The organism is Paenibacillus sp. LPE1-1-1.1 (genome assembly GCF_040676435.1).
In the GTDB taxonomy this organism is placed as follows: Bacteria; Bacillota; Bacilli; order Paenibacillales; family Paenibacillaceae; genus Pristimantibacillus.
In genome coordinates, this window is record NZ_JBEGHY010000023.1 from 647,941 (window position 1) to 664,398 (window position 16,458).

General features: G+C 44.5%; 18 protein-coding genes and 1 pseudogene. 8 read left to right on the forward strand and 11 right to left on the reverse strand.

Annotation, left to right across the window (positions count from 1 at the left end):
• Positions 1-124: 124 nt before the first annotated feature.
• From MRBLPE1_RS19630 to MRBLPE1_RS19640, 3 genes are all read left to right on the forward strand, one after another.
• Positions 125-541, forward strand: coding sequence for a hypothetical protein (locus tag MRBLPE1_RS19630; RefSeq protein ID WP_364148632.1), 417 nt, complete (start codon positions 125-127; stop codon positions 539-541).
• A gap of 2 nt (positions 542-543) precedes the next feature.
• A complete protein-coding gene (locus MRBLPE1_RS19635) occupies positions 544-825 on the forward strand; it encodes a YxcD family protein (RefSeq protein WP_364148633.1) in 282 nt (93 codons plus the stop codon).
• Between the two features lie 200 nt (positions 826-1,025).
• On the forward strand, positions 1,026-2,933 hold the full coding sequence (locus MRBLPE1_RS19640; RefSeq protein ID WP_364148634.1) for a glycosyl hydrolase family 18 protein: 1,908 nt from the start codon (positions 1,026-1,028) through the stop codon (positions 2,931-2,933).
• 129 nt (positions 2,934-3,062) lie between these two features.
• On the opposite strand, the gene MRBLPE1_RS19645 is transcribed toward MRBLPE1_RS19640, so the two are convergent.
• Positions 3,063-4,346 (reverse strand): HAMP domain-containing sensor histidine kinase, encoded by a 1,284-nt coding sequence (locus MRBLPE1_RS19645; protein WP_364148635.1) that lies wholly within the window; start codon positions 4,344-4,346, stop codon positions 3,063-3,065.
• A gap of 359 nt (positions 4,347-4,705) precedes the next feature.
• Between MRBLPE1_RS19645 and MRBLPE1_RS19650 the strand changes: the two genes are divergently transcribed.
• Together MRBLPE1_RS19650 and MRBLPE1_RS19660 are read left to right on the forward strand one after the other, a co-directional pair.
• Positions 4,706-5,128 carry a hypothetical protein gene (locus tag MRBLPE1_RS19650; RefSeq protein ID WP_364148637.1) on the forward strand — a complete coding sequence of 141 codons (423 nt, stop codon included), beginning with the start codon at positions 4,706-4,708 and terminating at the stop codon, positions 5,126-5,128.
• 487 nt (positions 5,129-5,615) lie between these two features.
• Positions 5,616-6,044, forward strand: coding sequence for a VOC family protein (locus tag MRBLPE1_RS19660; protein ID WP_364149755.1), 429 nt, complete (start codon positions 5,616-5,618; stop codon positions 6,042-6,044).
• A gap of 92 nt (positions 6,045-6,136) precedes the next feature.
• On the opposite strand, the gene MRBLPE1_RS19665 is transcribed toward MRBLPE1_RS19660, so the two are convergent.
• Positions 6,137-6,667, reverse strand: a complete 531-nt coding sequence (locus MRBLPE1_RS19665) for a DUF1697 domain-containing protein (protein WP_364148641.1) — start codon at positions 6,665-6,667, stop codon at positions 6,137-6,139.
• 272 nt (positions 6,668-6,939) lie between these two features.
• On the opposite strand from MRBLPE1_RS19665, the gene MRBLPE1_RS19670 reads away from it, so the two are divergent.
• Positions 6,940-7,233 carry a hypothetical protein gene (locus MRBLPE1_RS19670; RefSeq protein ID WP_364148643.1) on the forward strand — a complete coding sequence of 98 codons (294 nt, stop codon included), beginning with the start codon at positions 6,940-6,942 and terminating at the stop codon, positions 7,231-7,233.
• A gap of 109 nt (positions 7,234-7,342) precedes the next feature.
• Here the strand turns inward: MRBLPE1_RS19670 and MRBLPE1_RS19675 are convergent, their stop codons facing one another.
• The 3 genes from MRBLPE1_RS19675 to MRBLPE1_RS19685 all read right to left on the reverse strand — a co-directional run bounded on the left by MRBLPE1_RS19675 (position 7,343) and on the right by MRBLPE1_RS19685 (position 9,444).
• Positions 7,343-8,242, reverse strand: coding sequence for a hypothetical protein (locus MRBLPE1_RS19675; protein WP_364148645.1), 900 nt, complete (start codon positions 8,240-8,242; stop codon positions 7,343-7,345).
• A gap of 119 nt (positions 8,243-8,361) precedes the next feature.
• Positions 8,362-8,766 (reverse strand): hypothetical protein, encoded by a 405-nt coding sequence (locus tag MRBLPE1_RS19680; protein WP_364148646.1) that lies wholly within the window; start codon positions 8,764-8,766, stop codon positions 8,362-8,364.
• Between the two features lie 63 nt (positions 8,767-8,829).
• Positions 8,830-9,444: an acyl-CoA thioesterase gene (locus MRBLPE1_RS19685; RefSeq protein ID WP_364148648.1), complete on the reverse strand. Its 615-nt coding sequence runs from the start codon at positions 9,442-9,444 to the stop codon at positions 8,830-8,832.
• 163 nt (positions 9,445-9,607) lie between these two features.
• Here MRBLPE1_RS19685 and MRBLPE1_RS19690 point away from each other — a divergent pair, with 163 nt between their 5' ends.
• The gene (locus MRBLPE1_RS19690; RefSeq protein WP_364148650.1) at positions 9,608-10,501 is read left to right on the forward strand and encodes a LysR family transcriptional regulator; all 894 of its coding nucleotides are present in this window, start codon (positions 9,608-9,610) and stop codon (positions 10,499-10,501) included.
• 67 nt (positions 10,502-10,568) lie between these two features.
• Here the strand turns inward: MRBLPE1_RS19690 and MRBLPE1_RS19695 are convergent, their stop codons facing one another.
• The 6 genes and pseudogenes from MRBLPE1_RS19695 to MRBLPE1_RS19720 form a co-directional block, all read right to left on the reverse strand.
• Complete coding sequence (locus MRBLPE1_RS19695) at positions 10,569-11,384, reverse strand: helix-turn-helix transcriptional regulator (protein WP_364148652.1); 816 nt, start codon at positions 11,382-11,384, stop codon at positions 10,569-10,571.
• A 99-nt stretch (positions 11,385-11,483) separates the two neighbouring features.
• Positions 11,484-12,170 (reverse strand): phytanoyl-CoA dioxygenase family protein, encoded by a 687-nt coding sequence (locus tag MRBLPE1_RS19700; protein ID WP_364148654.1) that lies wholly within the window; start codon positions 12,168-12,170, stop codon positions 11,484-11,486.
• Between the two features lie 151 nt (positions 12,171-12,321).
• Positions 12,322-13,044, reverse strand: coding sequence for a vWA domain-containing protein (locus tag MRBLPE1_RS19705; protein WP_364149756.1), 723 nt, complete (start codon positions 13,042-13,044; stop codon positions 12,322-12,324).
• A gap of 21 nt (positions 13,045-13,065) precedes the next feature.
• Positions 13,066-13,584, reverse strand: a pseudogene (locus MRBLPE1_RS19710) (TerD family protein); the annotation flags it as partial.
• A gap of 133 nt (positions 13,585-13,717) precedes the next feature.
• Positions 13,718-14,677 carry a sugar kinase gene (locus tag MRBLPE1_RS19715; RefSeq protein WP_364148656.1) on the reverse strand — a complete coding sequence of 320 codons (960 nt, stop codon included), beginning with the start codon at positions 14,675-14,677 and terminating at the stop codon, positions 13,718-13,720.
• Positions 14,674-15,729, reverse strand: coding sequence for an SPFH domain-containing protein (locus tag MRBLPE1_RS19720; RefSeq protein WP_364148658.1), 1,056 nt, complete (start codon positions 15,727-15,729; stop codon positions 14,674-14,676). The genes MRBLPE1_RS19715 and MRBLPE1_RS19720 overlap by 4 nt, the downstream gene beginning before the upstream one ends.
• A 313-nt stretch (positions 15,730-16,042) precedes the next feature.
• Between MRBLPE1_RS19720 and MRBLPE1_RS19725 the strand changes: the two genes are divergently transcribed.
• On the forward strand, positions 16,043-16,405 hold the full coding sequence (locus MRBLPE1_RS19725; RefSeq protein WP_364148660.1) for a hypothetical protein: 363 nt from the start codon (positions 16,043-16,045) through the stop codon (positions 16,403-16,405).
• Positions 16,406-16,458: the final 53 nt, after the last annotated feature.

Sequence of the window (16,458 nt, forward strand, 5' to 3'; positions counted from 1 at the left end):
TGTCGCTTATACTTTCATACATTTAGACCAATCCTAAAGATGAAACGAAACCTTCGTCTGCATTAGCCGTATTATATTTCTATAACAATGGAAATATCAAAGATACCAGGAGGAGAACAGACAGATGAAAAAGGGAATATTAGTTATGATGGCATTCGTGCTATTCTTCACATTAGGCTTCAGTCAGTATGCGGATGCAAGACCGCGTGGAGGAATTAAATCTCCAAAACAAAGCGTTACGCAAAACCCTAAAAGAACAGATGACGTTAAACAAACCAATCCGGGGACCAAAACTGGCGCGACAACAGGCACGGCAAAACCTGGCTTTTTCAGCGGAGGCAGTTTAATGAGGGGCTTAATGATCGGCGGCTTGGCGGGATTAATGTTCGGAAGCTTATTTGCCGGCTGGGGCGCTTTTGGAAATATACTGGGTCTTATGATTAATCTGCTTGCCATCTTTGCGGTCATCATGCTCATCCGGGTTGCTTTCGTTTATCTTCGCAGCAAGCGTAACCCGCCAGACCGCCGGAGACCTTACTAACCGTGCGCATCTATACGGATGAAATAATAAACGCCATCTGCCTCAACATGGCCGACCGAAGAGGAGTCAGTCCCACAGACGTTGAAGTTCAGCTCTCGTGGGAAGAAGAATACGGGTATACGGCCGAGGTTTGGGTAAATGGCCGCAGCCAATACATTATTGAAGCTAATATCCTAGAAGCCATCGAACAATATATTTTCAAACAATATAACCGACGCGTATTCCGTTCCAATATTACTTTGGACGCGGATGAAGAGTTTTGGGCAGATATCGTGGAAGACTAGAAAACATGCATCCTTCGGCTGACATTATCGAAACGATAAGCAGCTTAGGGATGCTTTTTTTTATGCCTATTTGAATCTATTCATTCTCCTCCCAATAATTACTAGAGATATTTTCATAGTTTTCGTGCAACCTCCCTCTGACTCGTGCGTCTAACCACTTGACTAGAGAGGAGTGACTATAGCTTCATATGAGGAGAAAAATGAGTACGGCCCTGCTGCTGCTATTGTTTTGCCAAACGGTATTGACGGCAGCATCTGGAATCGCGGACGCAGCAGCCGCGCAAATGACGAAGTTTCGTGTCTATCAGAATGACCAGGCGCTTCGTGAATTTGCAACTGAAACGCAAGCTATCGCTTATGCAGGTAAATTCGGTTACAGCCACGTCGAGAAAATTGCTGATCGCGCTTGGGTGTGGGACAACTTTCCCCGTTACAAAGTATATCAGAACGGCCAATCGAACCCGAAATGGGAATTTAGCTCTTATGCTAAAGCCTTGTCTGTCGCAAAGACATTGACCAACGTACATATTCGCGATCTTGAAAACATTGGCTGGAGCTATCAAGCCTATGCCAAATTCAAGCTTTACCAAGGGGATAATACCAGAACGAATTGGTCCTTCCTAACTCTTGCTGACGCTAAGCAAGAAGCCAAAAAATGGGGAAATGCGCACATCATCGATATATCGACGAACAAATGGGTATGGAGCAATCTTACCGCTGCCCAAAAAATAGCCCAACAAAAAGCAGTACCCGTATACCAAATCGCCGTAGGCGGCAAATCTGTTCAAGATCTGCCTTTGTACTCCTTCCTATTCGATGCCATTCAAGCATCGGCTGCTGTTCCGGGAAGCGAGATCATTAACACAGCAACCGGTAAAATCGTTCATTCTAACGAGCCTGCCTATTTGGTATTGCAAAATGGCGTTACGCTCCATTCTTTCATAAGCTTAGAGGCAGCAGTGCAGCAAGCTAAGAAAACGCCGAATGGCGAGGTAATCTACAAAGGATCCGTCTATTGGTCAGGCATTCCGTATTTGGCCGTGTATCAAGGAGAAAACAAGATCCGGTCCTTTAATGCAAGGAGCAGTGCGGTTGCTTTCGCTAAGAGCTATTCCAACAGTACGGTAAGAACGATCGAAGGACGAAAAATCTGGGGCAATACAAAAAAACTAATCTACTTGGGCTGGAACGGAAGCGCAACAAGTACTACCGTAATGAATCATGTCGCAAATACCCAAGGCTTATCCATTGATTCCCCCACTTGGTTTGAGCTCGCATCCGCTGACGGGACGCTGAACGATACTTCGGATCCATCGGCAGCCAATACTTTTAAAGCGCAGGGGATAAAAGTCATGCCTCTTGTTCATAACCAGTTTGACAGGAAAATGACAACGGCGTTTCTAAAAAACGCTTCCGCACAGCAGACGTTCATTAATCAATTGACAGCTAAGCTGTCAAAGCTTGGCGTCGCCGGCATTAACCTTGATTTTGAAGAAGTGGCCGGCAGCGACCGTACGGCATACACAGCCTTTGTAAGCGCACTGGCCAAAGCCGTTCATGCCAAAGGCCTGCAAATCTCCATCGACTTGCCCCGCGGAAGTTTGAGCTGGAATCATTTGACCGCTTATGACCATGCAGCGCTGGCAGCAGTCGTGGATACCATCATCATAATGGCTTACGACGAGCATTGGAGCGGCAGCGAAACACCTGGTTCGGTCGCAGGGCTGCACTGGGCAGAAGAAGGCGTTAAGCAATTTCTAAGCTATGGGATCCCGCGCAGCAAGCTTATGCTTGGCATTCCGTTTTACGTGCGGGAATGGAAGCTGGACAGCAATAACAAGCTGGTTGGGAACCGAGCCATTTTCATGAAAGAAGTTCCTAAGCTGATTGCCGATACGAACGCTAAAGGCGTGCTGGACCCGGAATCAGGACAAATGAAATATAAATACTTCAAGGACGGCTATACCTATCTGTTCTGGGCGGAAACCGAAAGCACGGTAAAAGCTCGCATTGATATCGCCAAAACCTATGATCTAGCAGGCGTCGCAGCATGGCGGCTTGGATATGAAAGCTCAGCTTTGTGGAACATGATGCTGCAAATGAAATAAACGGCTTACCTCCCCAATCTTTTGTCATAGGATTGGGGATTATTTTTTTCGGCATTTACACCAAAAAAAAGACTATATCAGCAGATGCTGCACAGTCTTTGATCAAAAATCCTTTTCCATTCGGTTGGTCTAATGATTCTTTTTAGCGGCCGGAAAACGAAGCACAACCTTCGTTCCTTTTCCGACAACGCTTTCAAATGCGATCTTACCTTTCAGAGCTTCAACAATTCGAACCGTTACTAAAACCCCTAATCCCGTGCCTGTATCCTTTGTGGTAAAAAAAGCGGTACCGACATTGTCTAAATCCTCTTTGCTCATCCCTTTCCCTGTATCTATAATTTCTATGAATATCTCTTCAAAGCGATAATAAGCATTGATCGTTACTTCACCGTAGTCCGGTATCGCTTCCACGCCGTTTTTGATCAAGTTCAATAAAACTTGCGACAGCTTTGGCTTATCAGCCCGTACATACAAATCCGTTTGGTTGCAATTTAATTGGATTTGGACATTTTGGATGAGTCCATAGGAATTCATCATTTCCAAGGTGCTGCCCAGAAAGCTGGCAACCTCTATTAATTCAAGCTGGTCCGAGTGCGGCTTTGCCAAATTCAAATAATCGGTAATGATGAATTCTGCCCTGTCCAATTCGTCTAATGCGATTTTTAAATAATCTTTTTTCTTATCGTCAACGGATTCCTTAACAAGCTGCAAAAAGCCTTTTACAACCGTTAACGGATTACGCACCTCATGCGCAACGGAAGCCGCGATTTGACTCACGATCTTCAGCTTCTCGCTGCGTTCCAATTCAAGCTTCAAATAAGCCGTTTCTATGAGATGTTCCTTTAGCAGGGTTGATATTCCCATTCCGATTAATGAAGCGAATGCGAGAATCATCGACATCATTAAGCTATGAATTTGGCCTTCCATGTCATACTGATAACTCTTTATGTAAAAGGTCAACAGCACATACGTAATGAATACCGAATTTAATGATAGCAGCAAGCATATTGCGATTCTTCTAACCGATGAATAACCAAGAAATGATTTTACAAAAAGAAATGCGGGTCCAAGAATAAGTAAAAAAGATAGTTCAGCAATAAGTACAGCATCCCCGCAGATATAATAACGGTACAAAACAGCGATAAGAAGCGCAATTATGCCAGGCACGTATTTTCCAGACCCGTATACAATCGAAATGATTAAAGGAATGCTTCTTAAATCGCCTTGAAAGCTGCCAATCATTTGAACAGGAACAGCCATGCAAAGTACAGCGGATAATCCAAACATACAGCCATTCAAAATTTGGTAATGCAGGTTATCGATTATTTTTTTGCGCGAAAAAAAGAACTGCTGAATAAAGATCGGAAATAATATGATAATTAGATGAATTAGCAATTGATTTACCATATCCATATATCGATTCCTCTCTTTTTTACAATATATGTATAGTTCTAAAGTACCAAATCCCTGAAATTATAATACCATAAAAAATTATAATCCATCACTATTTAAATTATATGAACGCCCCAAAATTCATCCACATGTTTAGATGTCCAATCGAAACTATAACTCTATGAATATACTAGTTCAACTCAGCATAGAGGTGGTGATTGATATGGGATTCGGCGGCGTGAACAAAAAAAGCGTATTGGTTATTTTTGTTAAACCTGGTCAAAAAGTTGTTATTATCGGCAAGAAGCATCGGAAATGGAAACATGATTGCTAATTTTGAACAGTGCATGGTCTAACAGAGTTAATGGAGGTGTCCAAGTATGCTTCAGCTTAATGGAATCGTAGGCGGTAAAAAGGATATTGCGGTTGGTCCTCGCAAAACTATTCTTTTGCAACAAATTGTTATCGCAGTAGAAAACAATCAAAAGCTGACCTTAAAAAGTTTAAATTTCTTATTCAACAATGATGCTTTCGCAATTAAAATCGAAGCGAATCCAACGCCCGGCATTTTTGTTGCGAAAGGCGGATTTGGCGACCTCAATCCGAATAAGGTGCTTTTCAATAACAATACCGGTGATGGAATCATCATTTTTCTAACGATAAGCGCCGTAAACTTAGCCAGAAATACTCGCACGCTTAGCCGTTCCGACAGCTGGGTTCTTGGACTCTCCCGTTGCTCGAAACGTTTTCCTAAAGTGCCAATCCAGAAGAAAAAAAGTTACAAAGTGAAGAAAAAGGTTTGAGGATAACCATCAAGCAGTCTGGATCAGGAAAAAAACCTGCTAGGCTGCTTTTTTTTCCGTTGTTCAGCGCATGTAATTTCCCTAGGCTAATAATACGGATAAAGAGCCATCGGAACAAACACCCAATCATCCACGAAAAAATTCGCATACATTACTGAGTACACTCAACACGCAAGGAGGTGCATTTATACGATGTCCGGTCATGTAGGTGGTGCTTTTACAAACACTGGTACGATTCTGGTGCTTTTCATACTATTGGTGATTATTGCTTGTAGCTGCGGCGTATTCGGCAAAGGCTACTAAAAAACAAAAAAAGAAGGACCCTCAGATTACTGAGGGCCTTTTTTCCGTTCCTATGGACACATAATTTAAATGGATAAGAATTTACATAAATATATTTTGTTTATTTACGCCTAAATGTTACACTAGACTAGGAAATAATGGAATGGAATGCCTAAAACGCTTAGATGATGAAGGAGTGAATGTAATGGCCCTAGATGTATATTTGAACTTTAATGGTAACTGCCGAGATGCCGCACATTTTTACGCAAAAGTTTTTGGATCGGAAGTCACGCATTTAGCTACCTTTGGTGACATGCCGCAGCATCCTGATTTTGAACTGCCGGAGGAAGCTAAGCAGCTTGTCATGCATGCACGCGTAAATGTAATGGGAAGCAGGGTTATGTTCTCTGATGTGTTTCCAGGCAAGCCATTTACTTTAGGAAACAATATTAACCTAACCTTAGTAAGCAAAAACGAAGATGAAGTGAGAACCTTATTTAATAAGCTGGCAGATGGCGGTCAGATTACGATGGAGCTTCAAGAAACCTTTTGGAGCAAGTGCTACGGCCAAGTTACAGATAAGTTCGGCATGGAGTGGCAATGCAGCCATGAAGGCGAAGAATTCTCAGCGTAGCACATAAACCTTACCAAAAAAAGAAATGAAGCTTTTCCAATGCGAAAGGCTTCATTTCTTTTACAATTGGTTATATATACTTGATGGCCCTCCTACGTTCTTGCCATAGCATCCAGCTTGAGAATGGTTTTCCAATTCCTATCCGTAGCGGGCAGCAGCTTTTGAAATTTTTTGGTAAGCTTGGAGTCTAATATGCTCTGCCGGTAAAGAAAGTAGATTTCTTTTCCACGAATTAAATATTCGTCTTCGCCCTGTTCGACTTCCGGTAATTTATCCAATTGCTCTTGCGTTGGAGCTTCCTTTAATAAGGTAAGATGGATACTTTGTTTGTCTTCAAGCACAACCGACTTAAACGGTGATTGGCCGATGATGCTCGCAAGCTCTGCTGCTGATCTCACGAAGACAGCAATATTGAATCCAAAGAGGCGGCTGATCTCCATTTCTAGCTTCTCTTCCAATGTATCAGCGCTCACATCTGCTTCAAACATCACGTTCCCGCTGTTTATGTACGTTTGAACCCGCTTGTAGCCCATTTCCTCAAACATTCGCTTGAGCTCCGGCATCTTAATCATATTATGCCCGCTCACATTGATGCCTCGCAATAATGCAAAATAAATGGTCATCTGCAGACTCCTTTCTCTTTCCGGCGAATGAATATTTATTGTAAAGTTACTATAATTATACCTTGTGCAAACAGGCTTGTCCTACAAATTCATCGCATCTTTGCGATTTATTCGACTAAAAAGACGCACCGGCATTTTTCGTCAAACATTCCTATAAACTGCACCTATCGTTTGACATACTTTTTCAGTAAAATCAATTATTCTTGTCTTGTTCTTATGCAAGCTTACAACTAAATATGACTATTATTTTATAAAGAAAGAGGAGATTACTAATGCTGATTAAAAAGAAAACGGACATTACATTTATTCTTGAGAATTTTAACACTTTGGCTCAATGGGATGAGGAAGGCGAAAAGTTTTATCTAGTTTTTGCTGACCGGAAGCGCGGAGGGCAATGGACGTTAATGAGCTATGGCGAGGATCGTTTCAGCGTACACGGACTTGGACAAGACTACTGGGATAAAAGCGAATATTTCTTCGATGAACAGAATGAGATCTTCTCTTTTTTATGGGAAAACCGGGCAGCTTTCAATGCAGCGCTAAAGCCGACCTCCATGTGCAGCTAATGAGTAACTTACGGCCTTGAGATGGACAGCATTCCGCTTGAAAGCATGAAATATACGAACAAAAAAACACACCAGTCACTGCGTGTGTTTTTTGTTCGTATATTTCGTTTTATTCTTTGAATACTAACCTCTGCTGCAGCATGGAGGCCAAATCCTCTGGGTTGTCCCACATGAGCGGCCGTACGGGCTGCGCATGGACGCCGGCACCGGCTTCCGTGCCTTTCTTCATCGTCCAGATGACAGGAATGCTTCTGCCAAGCGCGTAGCCTGCCGCTAAATATACCTCCGGTGCGTGATACGTAATATCCGCAAAAATCAGCTTGCTGTCCGAAAGATCGGAAAGGGATTGCGCTTCACAGCCTTCCTTTTCCGTTTGTTGAAATAGCCGCGGCAAAAATCCGCTTTGCTCGATTTTCGGAAAAATGCTATCGGTCCATTCCTTGCGGATTCCCTCATCATCCGGCAGCAGAAAGTAAGAGGATTTCAGCTTTCTTCCCCCAGCGCTTGCCGCCGCTTCATTCCACCCTTTTTCCGTGAGCTTGAAGGTCATGCCTTCCCTGGTCAGCAGCTGAGCTTCTCTTAGCTTTTCAATAATATAAACAAGCTCCTGTAAGTTTGGCGAATACGTCAAGTTATAGTTATTTGCTAAAGGCTGGATAACGACGGACTCGCCTGGCGCCTCCGAATTCCGGTACACGTATTGCAGCAACCGGGCTTCCTTGTCCTCAACGGATACGGGAATGGTTGGCGCATTTTCAATGTTTTCTATGTTCTCTATGGTCAATGTGACTCTCTCGCCACAATCCGATTGTTCTCTGATGTATCCTGAAATAATGGGAAAACGCTTATTTTTAACGGAATAGGATAATGCGTTAATTGCCGTGTAATCATCCCTTAGCAAGCTATAATAGCTGCCCGGCGAGCAGTTGCAGCTCAAATATCGTTCAAACTCCCCTTTTACCTCGATAGGTACGATCTCCGAACAAAACAAACATCTCTTTTTCTCCATGCCGACTCCTCCCCCTCTTATCATCTATCTTTCGCACATCTTATCGGATATTAGGGGGACGATGGGATTAATATTTTTTAATATGCCAATATAATCCTAATAAAGCCGCTTATTGATTACTATTTTGATCTGTCTTTTTTCGAATCGAGCTCCGATTCCTGCTCTATAATGAGTCGGTGAAGTTTTTCCGTCTCTCTCTTTTGATCATCTATTTCTATATAAATATCACGGAGCGGCGGCGGTGGGTTATCATCAAAATGAACTTGCGGAGACCAATCACCAAATTCGCCGTTTTCCCGATCCGTTGAAGAATAGCTTCTCTTTCTTGCTGGGGACCTAGGGTTAATCCCGTTAAGTTTTACCATGATTTTGAGAACCAAAGCAGAAACCAGCATGAAGGCTCCCGACTTCAAATGGTCGGTCAGCCCAATAACGAGCACAGAGAAAAGAATGGCCGGAATAATAAATAGAAGCGTAAACAAGAAAATGACCAGCTTCACTACTATTCTTCCCGCATCTTCCATGGCATGCTCCTTTAACCATTAATCATACCGTCATTTAGATTATGCGAAAACAGGTTATCCCTATTACCACTCCACGCCCCAAGCAGACTCATAGCCCTTGTTAGCGGAGCGCTGCGGTACTGCGGAACTGCGTGAATTCTTAATGGCATCATCCGTACCCATATAATTTGCAAAATGCTTGCTTTCTTGCCTGCGGATTCTGCGCGCTTCCTTCCGATCGGGCGCCGTGTCGAACAACAAACGTTCCTCATCCGATTCCGCAATCACGCCGGGTACCTCCGTTGGTTTGTCATCGTCGCCCAGCGCAACGAAAGTTAAAAAGGAGGTAGCGCAAACTTTGCGGGCGCCTGTCAGCAGATCTTCCGTCACCACACGGACGAAGACCTCCATCGATGTTTTATGCGACCAGGTAACGAACGCCGATAAACTGACCGCGTCCCCTTTTTTTACAGGATACAAAAAGTCTACGGAATCTGTGGATGCCGTAACGACAGGCCGGCGCGAATGCTTCGTTGCCGCTATCGTGGCCACATCGTCGATATAGGCCATTAATTTTCCGCCAAAAATCGTACCGTGATGATTCGTATCCGGTGGAAGCACAATCGATTCTTTTATGGTTAAAGAGGCAGATGCCGGTCTTGAAGCGATGGGAATAATCATTTCTTCTAATGTTTTCATGGTAACACCTTTTTTCTTGTTTGATTTTTTGCTACGGCTAAGTTTACACCCCCCAGACATATAGGTAAAATACATATATCGAATAGTTTTCATTCCTTTTCACTATACTTGCAGATGAGCAGACCTGAGCGGATATCTGCTTTTATGCAAAGGAGCAACTCTCATGGACCTCAAGCATTTAACCTATTTCGTAGCCGTAGCCGAAGCGGGAAGCTTCACGCAGGCGGCGCGAAAGCTGCACGTAACCCAGCCTTCCTTGTCAAAAATGGTCCGGCTGTTAGAAGAGGATCTTGGCGTTCAGCTGATCGACCGATCCGCCAAACAAATCGAGTTAACCGATGCCGGGTTATCCATTCTTCGCTCGGCAAAACATATTATCCAGTCGTTCGAAGATATGTCCAGCGAGCTGGAAGAAGTGGTGAAATTAAAAAAAGGCACTCTTCGCTTAGGTATCCCTCCAATGGTAGGCGGTTATTTCTTGCCTTCCGTCATTGAGAAATTTTCGACTCACTATCCTCAAATCAAGCTTCAAGTGATAGAGCAAGGCGGACAAAGCTTGGAGCAGGATATTCTCCAAGGCGATTTAGATTTCAGCATGGTTATTCTCCCGGTAAAAAACGAGGAACGGTATCATGTTCTGCCTTGCATTAACGAAAACTTAAAGTTGGTTGTACATCCGGAGCATGAGCTTGCTGAGCAAACCCGCATTCAAATGAATCAGCTAGAGGATGAATCATTTATCCTTTTCCGCAAAGACTTTACGATCCATCATTTGATCAAGGAGAATTGCGCGGCCGCAGGCTTTGAGCCGAAAATCGTATTCGAGAGCTCGCAGTGGGATTTTATGACGGAAATGGTTGCGGCCAAATACGGCATTACCCTGCTGCCAGAGGGTATTTGCTCACAACTTGACGCGAAACGCTTTTCTTCCGTTGCGGTCGTTAAACCCGCAATCCCATGGCAATTATCCATGATCTGGCGCAAGGATAAGTACCTTTCTTTTGCTTCGCGCGAGTGGATTCGTTTTGTTGAAACGGAGCTGAGTGAAAATAAATAAGGAGGGTTAAGCTAATAAAGACCAAAAACAAATAAGCAGCCAGTATCATGGCTGCTTAGGGTTTTCTTTATTCGGACTGGCTGCCTTTCCAAGAGAAAAGCCTTATTTCCGTAGCCGTTTTGCCCGTATGCTGCTTCACCGTTCTTGCAAAATGAAAGGTGGATTTAAATCCGCATCGGAGTGAAATTTCAGTAATCGATAGACCGGTATGGCTCAAAAACTCTAGCGCTCTTAGCACCCGGTAGCGCCATAAGTATTTAACCGGAGTCGTATTCTCATTCACACGAAATAGACGGACCAGATGCTCCGGCGAGACACCGGCTTGATCTGCCAGCATGGTTAAGGTCAGCTCATCCTGGTAAGCCTTGTGAATCAGGTTTTTGGCCCTCAAAATAGAAGAATGCACCTCTTCAAGCTCCCGTGTACGGGTCATTTCCGAGATATATACCAGAAGCGCCGACATTCCCAAGCTTCGCAAAACTTCACTGCTCGATGGATGTTCAAATTGCAGCGAAAGCATAATATCTGCTATTCGGTTTAATTCCTCGGAGATCGGAAGAAATAAAGGCAGTGCATCGAAAACAGCTTTCTCCTCCATCGATACATGGCTCATATGAACCGAGATCCAGCGATGCCATGTCTCTCCGCGGTCAGAGAAAGTAAAAAGCTCATGATGCCCGGGCTTAAGCAGCACGACGGAGCCGGGCAAGAAGTAATGTGCCATGCCGTCAATTTCGATCTTCATCTCGCCCGAATGCAAAAACACCAACTGGAAATCATCCTGAATCCGGGGCCCGTAACGGCTGCCGGATGGATAAATGACCGTCCCCGCCCTAGCCGATATAATTTTGTTATAGGATACCGCGCACGGGCTGCTCTTCATGTTTCAAACCTTCCTCATCCTTGGGTCTCTTCAAAATTAAACCAAAGCGTATTTCTCGCGCAAATCTTCGCGCAGCGTTACGGCTGAATCTTCGCGAATTTAGTGGCATACGTAAGAACGGCGCCAGCGGTCGGTGCTCCGGTTACGATTAGAGGAATGAATCAACAGCTCATGAAAAAATAAGATGTCTCCTTTCTCCATAATGACCGGAATTTGCCGCGTTAAATCGATGCCTTCCGTTTCATGTGTCCACTCTTCATGCTCCTCCAGGTTTTTGACCTTGCCATGCGGCAGGAGTCCGAGCTTATGCGTGCTTGGAATGACCCATAAACAGCCGTTTTCCTCATTCACCAGCTCTTCCATCGCAATCCAAGCCGCAACCATGGTCATTGGATCATTTTTGATATAATAATAATCCTGATGCGCGGCTTGGCCATGGGAGCCAGGTTCTTTATAAAAGAACATGCTTTGCACGCAAACCGCTTCCTTTCCCATGAGCTGGGCTAAAGTGCCCCGTACGATCGGCAGCTTCATCACCTGACGCGAGAAGCTGTCATGCTGATGCGGATTAAATAACCGCGTGGAATAACGGGCTTTCTCCGAAGTGCGCGCCCAGTCCGGTGTTTCTTCCAGCGGAGCCGAGCGGAGCTCAAAAATATGTCTGTTAAAAGCATCGATCAAATCTGAGCTGCAGCCTTTTTTTATTACTATATATCCGTCTCTTGTGTATTGCTCCATTTGCTCAAGTGAAAGCGGCTTCAAAAGTTCGGATTGCAGTGTAATCAAGGTTATTTTCTCCCTCTCCCATACCCAAGAATGAACGGCGCCGTTTCGGTGCGCCGCTATCCTCGTATCTTACTGCTGCAAACGTTTTTCAACAATGGCTCTAATTATCATCATTGTGTCTGTAATTGATATTTATCGTTTCGATGTTAAATCAAGATGACCGAATAATCCGCTTCTCCTTTGCCGCCATTAGCCAGCTCGGAAACTCATTGAGGAGCTGGTCGTACAGCTGCTCATCCGATACGGCAGCAATATCATCCAAATGAATAAAGTTAGCATTATCTACGACTCGTCCTTCCATCGTATCCAATTGCTTAAGCACCTCGAAGTCAGATTGCCCAATGCCGACGAATTGCCAGAAGATAGGCTGAACGGATGCAGCGGTGATCACCTTTTTTATCGGCTTCACTACGCCGCCATCATTGATAAAAATGATAAACACAGGAATTCCGTCATCTTCCTCGACCGTATATTTTCGGATGACGTCTTCCATGACAGGCGGCTCGTTATTCCGGCCGAATTTATGGATTTCATGGTTATTCAAAATTTTATTTTGCACATAATCAACAAAATCCCGCTCAGTTACCGAAGGCAACCGGCTAAAATGAGTATCGTACACCCACACGTCGAGCGTACCGTTATCATCGAATTTGCTTGCAACGGCGAGTATCCGCTCAACCACTTCCTGTACGGTCCCATTTTTGTATAAGGCTTGCATCGATCCGGTTATGTCGAGAACAATGCCTACCTTAGCAACGACATGGGTCAGCTTTTTTTTCTCCAACGTAATTTGAACGAGCTTTTTGCGCAAATCGATTGGCGTTAATACGATCTCCTCAACAGCTGCAGCCGCTTCTGAAGCATCGGCTTTAATTTCAAGCCCAAAGCTTGTGCATAACGCTTCAAGCCCGCCATAAAATCCACCGCCGATCGCGTTGAATTTCCACTCGCCGCTATGTCTATACAATTCACCGACAACTACAGCTGTTTCCTTCGTAAATTCAGCGCCATATTCGTAACGGAGCAGCTCATCACCATTACTTTCGTTTATGAGCCGAACATATAAGCCGGACACATCCTGCATAAAATGCCCTTGACGTTCGCCTTCGTGCAGGGTAACCGTGAATGCTATTTTCGCGGTAGAGTCCGGCACGCGCTGCAGGTTTATGGAGACGGCTTCTTGCTCATCGCCATGTAATAACCCCGTATGAGATGCAGCCCCGCTGCGAGCGACTGGATTTCCGTAAAAAATAAAGTCCTCATCCTTCTCACAGCGGTTCCTATCCGATAAAAGAAATGCAGCCGCATCTATGCTCATCGAGCTGTCACTCTTTGTCCATCCGAATAGCAGCTTTATCGTTGTGAGTTTACGCCCCTTCGTGACATCTACCTTTTGACCTTTTGACAGCAGCATGCAAACAGCTCCGTTTCATAGGCTATTCTATCGCCCCAAATTAACATTCCAATTCTGAATGACATAGAATTGGCTTCTATTATTATAACCGATCTACAACGAGTCGGTAGATCCTATGATAAGCCGACGCCTATTAAACCACCAGCTGCCCTTTGCTCTCGGCTATCCCGATCGTCGCTTCTACGCCCGCATTAAATTCCAGAAAATCGCTTTCCACGCCGTCACTGAAAATAACTCCGTTTTCTGGCATTTGAGAGGTAACCCGAAGCGGCTTGCTCTCGTTGATCTGACCAAAAACAAGCTCTGCTGCCGTGGTCTTGCTCGGAAAAGGTTCTCTAACCGTGAAATACAGATATGGCGATTGCCATGTAAAGCTATCTTTCTCCTGCTCCGATTGATTTGGCGCCAGCGTAACCCTTTGCTTTGTCGTACTGCTGACGATGCCGGCTGCACCGGCTAGCACGCTCTTGAACCAGCCTGTCGCACCCAGCCCCGTGGAAATAATAATTCCGCTTGAGGACTGCTGTTCGATTTGATTGTCCAGCTGCAGCTGATACCGTGCAGAGACATGCGTTTTACGGCCAACAAACAGATCATTCACGCCATACAGTGCCTGACCGTCATTTAGCTGCACCTTCGCCAGCGTAACCTCCTTGATCTGGCGCTTATTGCGAAGCACCTCCGGTACGATACGTTTTATATCTTCCACCGTGAACGGGAGCAGAACCCCGTCCCAACGCTGCGGATCGGGATTCACGCCGATTAACGGCCGTTTTCTTGCATATTTTAAGGTGTTGGCAACAAGACCGTCTTGCCCGATGACAACGACGGTATCCTGCTCGCCGAAGATAAACTGCGGTACATGCTCCCGATCAATGATTTGCACGCGCCCGAAAGCATTCAATTCGTCCGCTGTATAAGCAACAGCTCGTTGATAGCAACTATCCTCTGCAAGATAATCACTGAAATCGGCACCTAGTCTTTCGACATAGAACTGTGCTTGCTGAACCGTATTAAACCTCGCAACTAACTCTTCCAAGCGTGTTTTGCGTTTGATCAAAATCATTTTGTGGCTCATTCTTGCATCGTTCATCGTGTATGCCTCCCCTTGCTTCCAGCTGGCTCCGATATCCCCGCACCTGTCATGATGCCCTGCAGCAGGTCTGGCGTTATATTAAGCTGGCCGATTTTTCCTGCATTTTCCGCAATATCCTGGAATGCGATTGCGATGAGCTTATTCGGCTCCATGCCCATGTTCGCCATCGACTGCAGCACATAAGGTTCTGTGCCGCTTATCGCTTTCATGACCGCTGCCAGCTCATATGCTTTTGCGTCGGCCTCGGCTTTCTTGTTCGCCATTGCCAGCTCGATCAATGCGCGTTTCTTCTCCTCCAGTGCGGTATCGAAATAAAGCTGTTCTTCCTTCATTTCATTTTGCTTTTGCTTCACCAGCCGCTCGGCGTCAAGCTGCGTCTCGCGAATTTGTTTTTTCTTTGTTTCAACAGCGATTTCAGTGCTAAGCTCGTTTTCCTTGACTCGTCTTTCCTGCTCGATTGACGCATTTCGGCGCTCGTATAGCGCTTTGTCTGCATCACGGAGAATTTCCTCGCGTGCCTTCGCTTCAAGCGCACGCATCGTCTCTTTGTTAGGCAATACGGCTAGCACGGATAACCCGATCAACTCGATGCCCAGCTTCTCGATCTCCTCGTTAACCAGCATTTCTCTTGAAACGGTTTGAACCAGTCGCTCGCTGGCTTGAATCGCGTCTTTAAGAGGCATCTGGACCAACTGCTTCTTTATTAATACCTTAACGATGTGAATAACTCGCTGCGCAAGCTTATTGGGGTCATCCGATATATAGGCTCTCTTCTTCAAATTGTACGTATAGTTCAAAAGTTGAATCGTTTTTTTAAAATCGGCGATGCGATAAGTCAATTGTCCCTGAACCGTGACCGTCTGATAGTCATGCGTCATTTCTTCGAACATGAACGGAACATCAATTGAGGATGTCGGCACTACGACAACGGAAGTCACGGGCTCGTAATAATGAAAGGAGAGCCCCACTCCTTCTTGAACAACCTTCCCGTTTTTCACCTTTAGCACATAATCGCTCGGCTGGAACTTGACGAATCGAAAACCAAACATAATGAAAACCTCACTTTCACGGGATAATTCGTTATTGTAATTATCATTTTGATATTATCAATAAGATATCATCGAACTTCGATAATGTCAATATGATTTTATCAAAACAATAAAGCGTATCAACCCCATACTGTTTCTCGCCAACCCACTCGAACGAAATACCTAATTCTTCCAATCTTATAACCTAAGCCCCCCTACAAACTATCCATTTTTTATGAAGGTTTCGTTTACAAAAATACATATTTAATATAAAATTCTTTATAACGAACATTAAGTTCGCAATGAATGCTTTGTTGGGGGAGGTGTTGACGTTATGTCCAAATTCAAGAAAATCTTATGTCTTACGCTGCTCATAAGTGTGTGTATGTTCCCCGCTTCCGCTTTTGCTGCATCAAGTAAAGATACATCCAATAACAAAAAAAGCTTTTTATCCAGCATATTTTCCGTATTTACAGTAACGAAGAGCAATAACAGCAATGACAATAACAATCAGCAAAACAACAGCAATAATCACTCCAATTCAAACTCGTCCAACCATAATAAGGTCGATAAGGATTGGGATTCAAAAGACTGGTTTGATTGGTTGGACGATGATGATTGGTGGGATGAAATCAATTGGTGGGATAAAAATAAAGATGATTCCTTCAAAATTTGGGAACGTTATTATTGTTACTAACGGTAAGCCCGGAGGAGAACCGCAAGCGAGAGCCTGCGGTTCTTTTTTCGATT

Coding starts and splice junctions, on each gene's coding strand:
- MRBLPE1_RS19630 (WP_364148632.1), top strand. CDS start 125: ATGAAAAAGGGAATATTAGTTATGATGGCATTCGTGCTATTCTTCACA.
- MRBLPE1_RS19640 (WP_364148634.1), top strand. CDS start 1,026: ATGAGTACGGCCCTGCTGCTGCTATTGTTTTGCCAAACGGTATTGACG.
- MRBLPE1_RS19645 (WP_364148635.1), bottom strand. CDS start 4,346: ATGGATATGGTAAATCAATTGCTAATTCATCTAATTATCATATTATTT.
- MRBLPE1_RS19650 (WP_364148637.1), top strand. CDS start 4,706: ATGCTTCAGCTTAATGGAATCGTAGGCGGTAAAAAGGATATTGCGGTT.
- MRBLPE1_RS19660 (WP_364149755.1), top strand. CDS start 5,616: ATGGCCCTAGATGTATATTTGAACTTTAATGGTAACTGCCGAGATGCC.
- MRBLPE1_RS19665 (WP_364148641.1), bottom strand. CDS start 6,667: ATGACCATTTATTTTGCATTATTGCGAGGCATCAATGTGAGCGGGCAT.
- MRBLPE1_RS19670 (WP_364148643.1), top strand. CDS start 6,940: ATGCTGATTAAAAAGAAAACGGACATTACATTTATTCTTGAGAATTTT.
- MRBLPE1_RS19675 (WP_364148645.1), bottom strand. CDS start 8,242: ATGGAGAAAAAGAGATGTTTGTTTTGTTCGGAGATCGTACCTATCGAG.
- MRBLPE1_RS19680 (WP_364148646.1), bottom strand. CDS start 8,766: ATGGAAGATGCGGGAAGAATAGTAGTGAAGCTGGTCATTTTCTTGTTT.
- MRBLPE1_RS19685 (WP_364148648.1), bottom strand. CDS start 9,444: ATGAAAACATTAGAAGAAATGATTATTCCCATCGCTTCAAGACCGGCA.
- MRBLPE1_RS19690 (WP_364148650.1), top strand. CDS start 9,608: ATGGACCTCAAGCATTTAACCTATTTCGTAGCCGTAGCCGAAGCGGGA.
- MRBLPE1_RS19695 (WP_364148652.1), bottom strand. CDS start 11,384: ATGAAGAGCAGCCCGTGCGCGGTATCCTATAACAAAATTATATCGGCT.
- MRBLPE1_RS19715 (WP_364148656.1), bottom strand. CDS start 14,677: ATGAACGATGCAAGAATGAGCCACAAAATGATTTTGATCAAACGCAAA.
- MRBLPE1_RS19720 (WP_364148658.1), bottom strand. CDS start 15,729: ATGTTTGGTTTTCGATTCGTCAAGTTCCAGCCGAGCGATTATGTGCTA.
- MRBLPE1_RS19725 (WP_364148660.1), top strand. CDS start 16,043: ATGTCCAAATTCAAGAAAATCTTATGTCTTACGCTGCTCATAAGTGTG.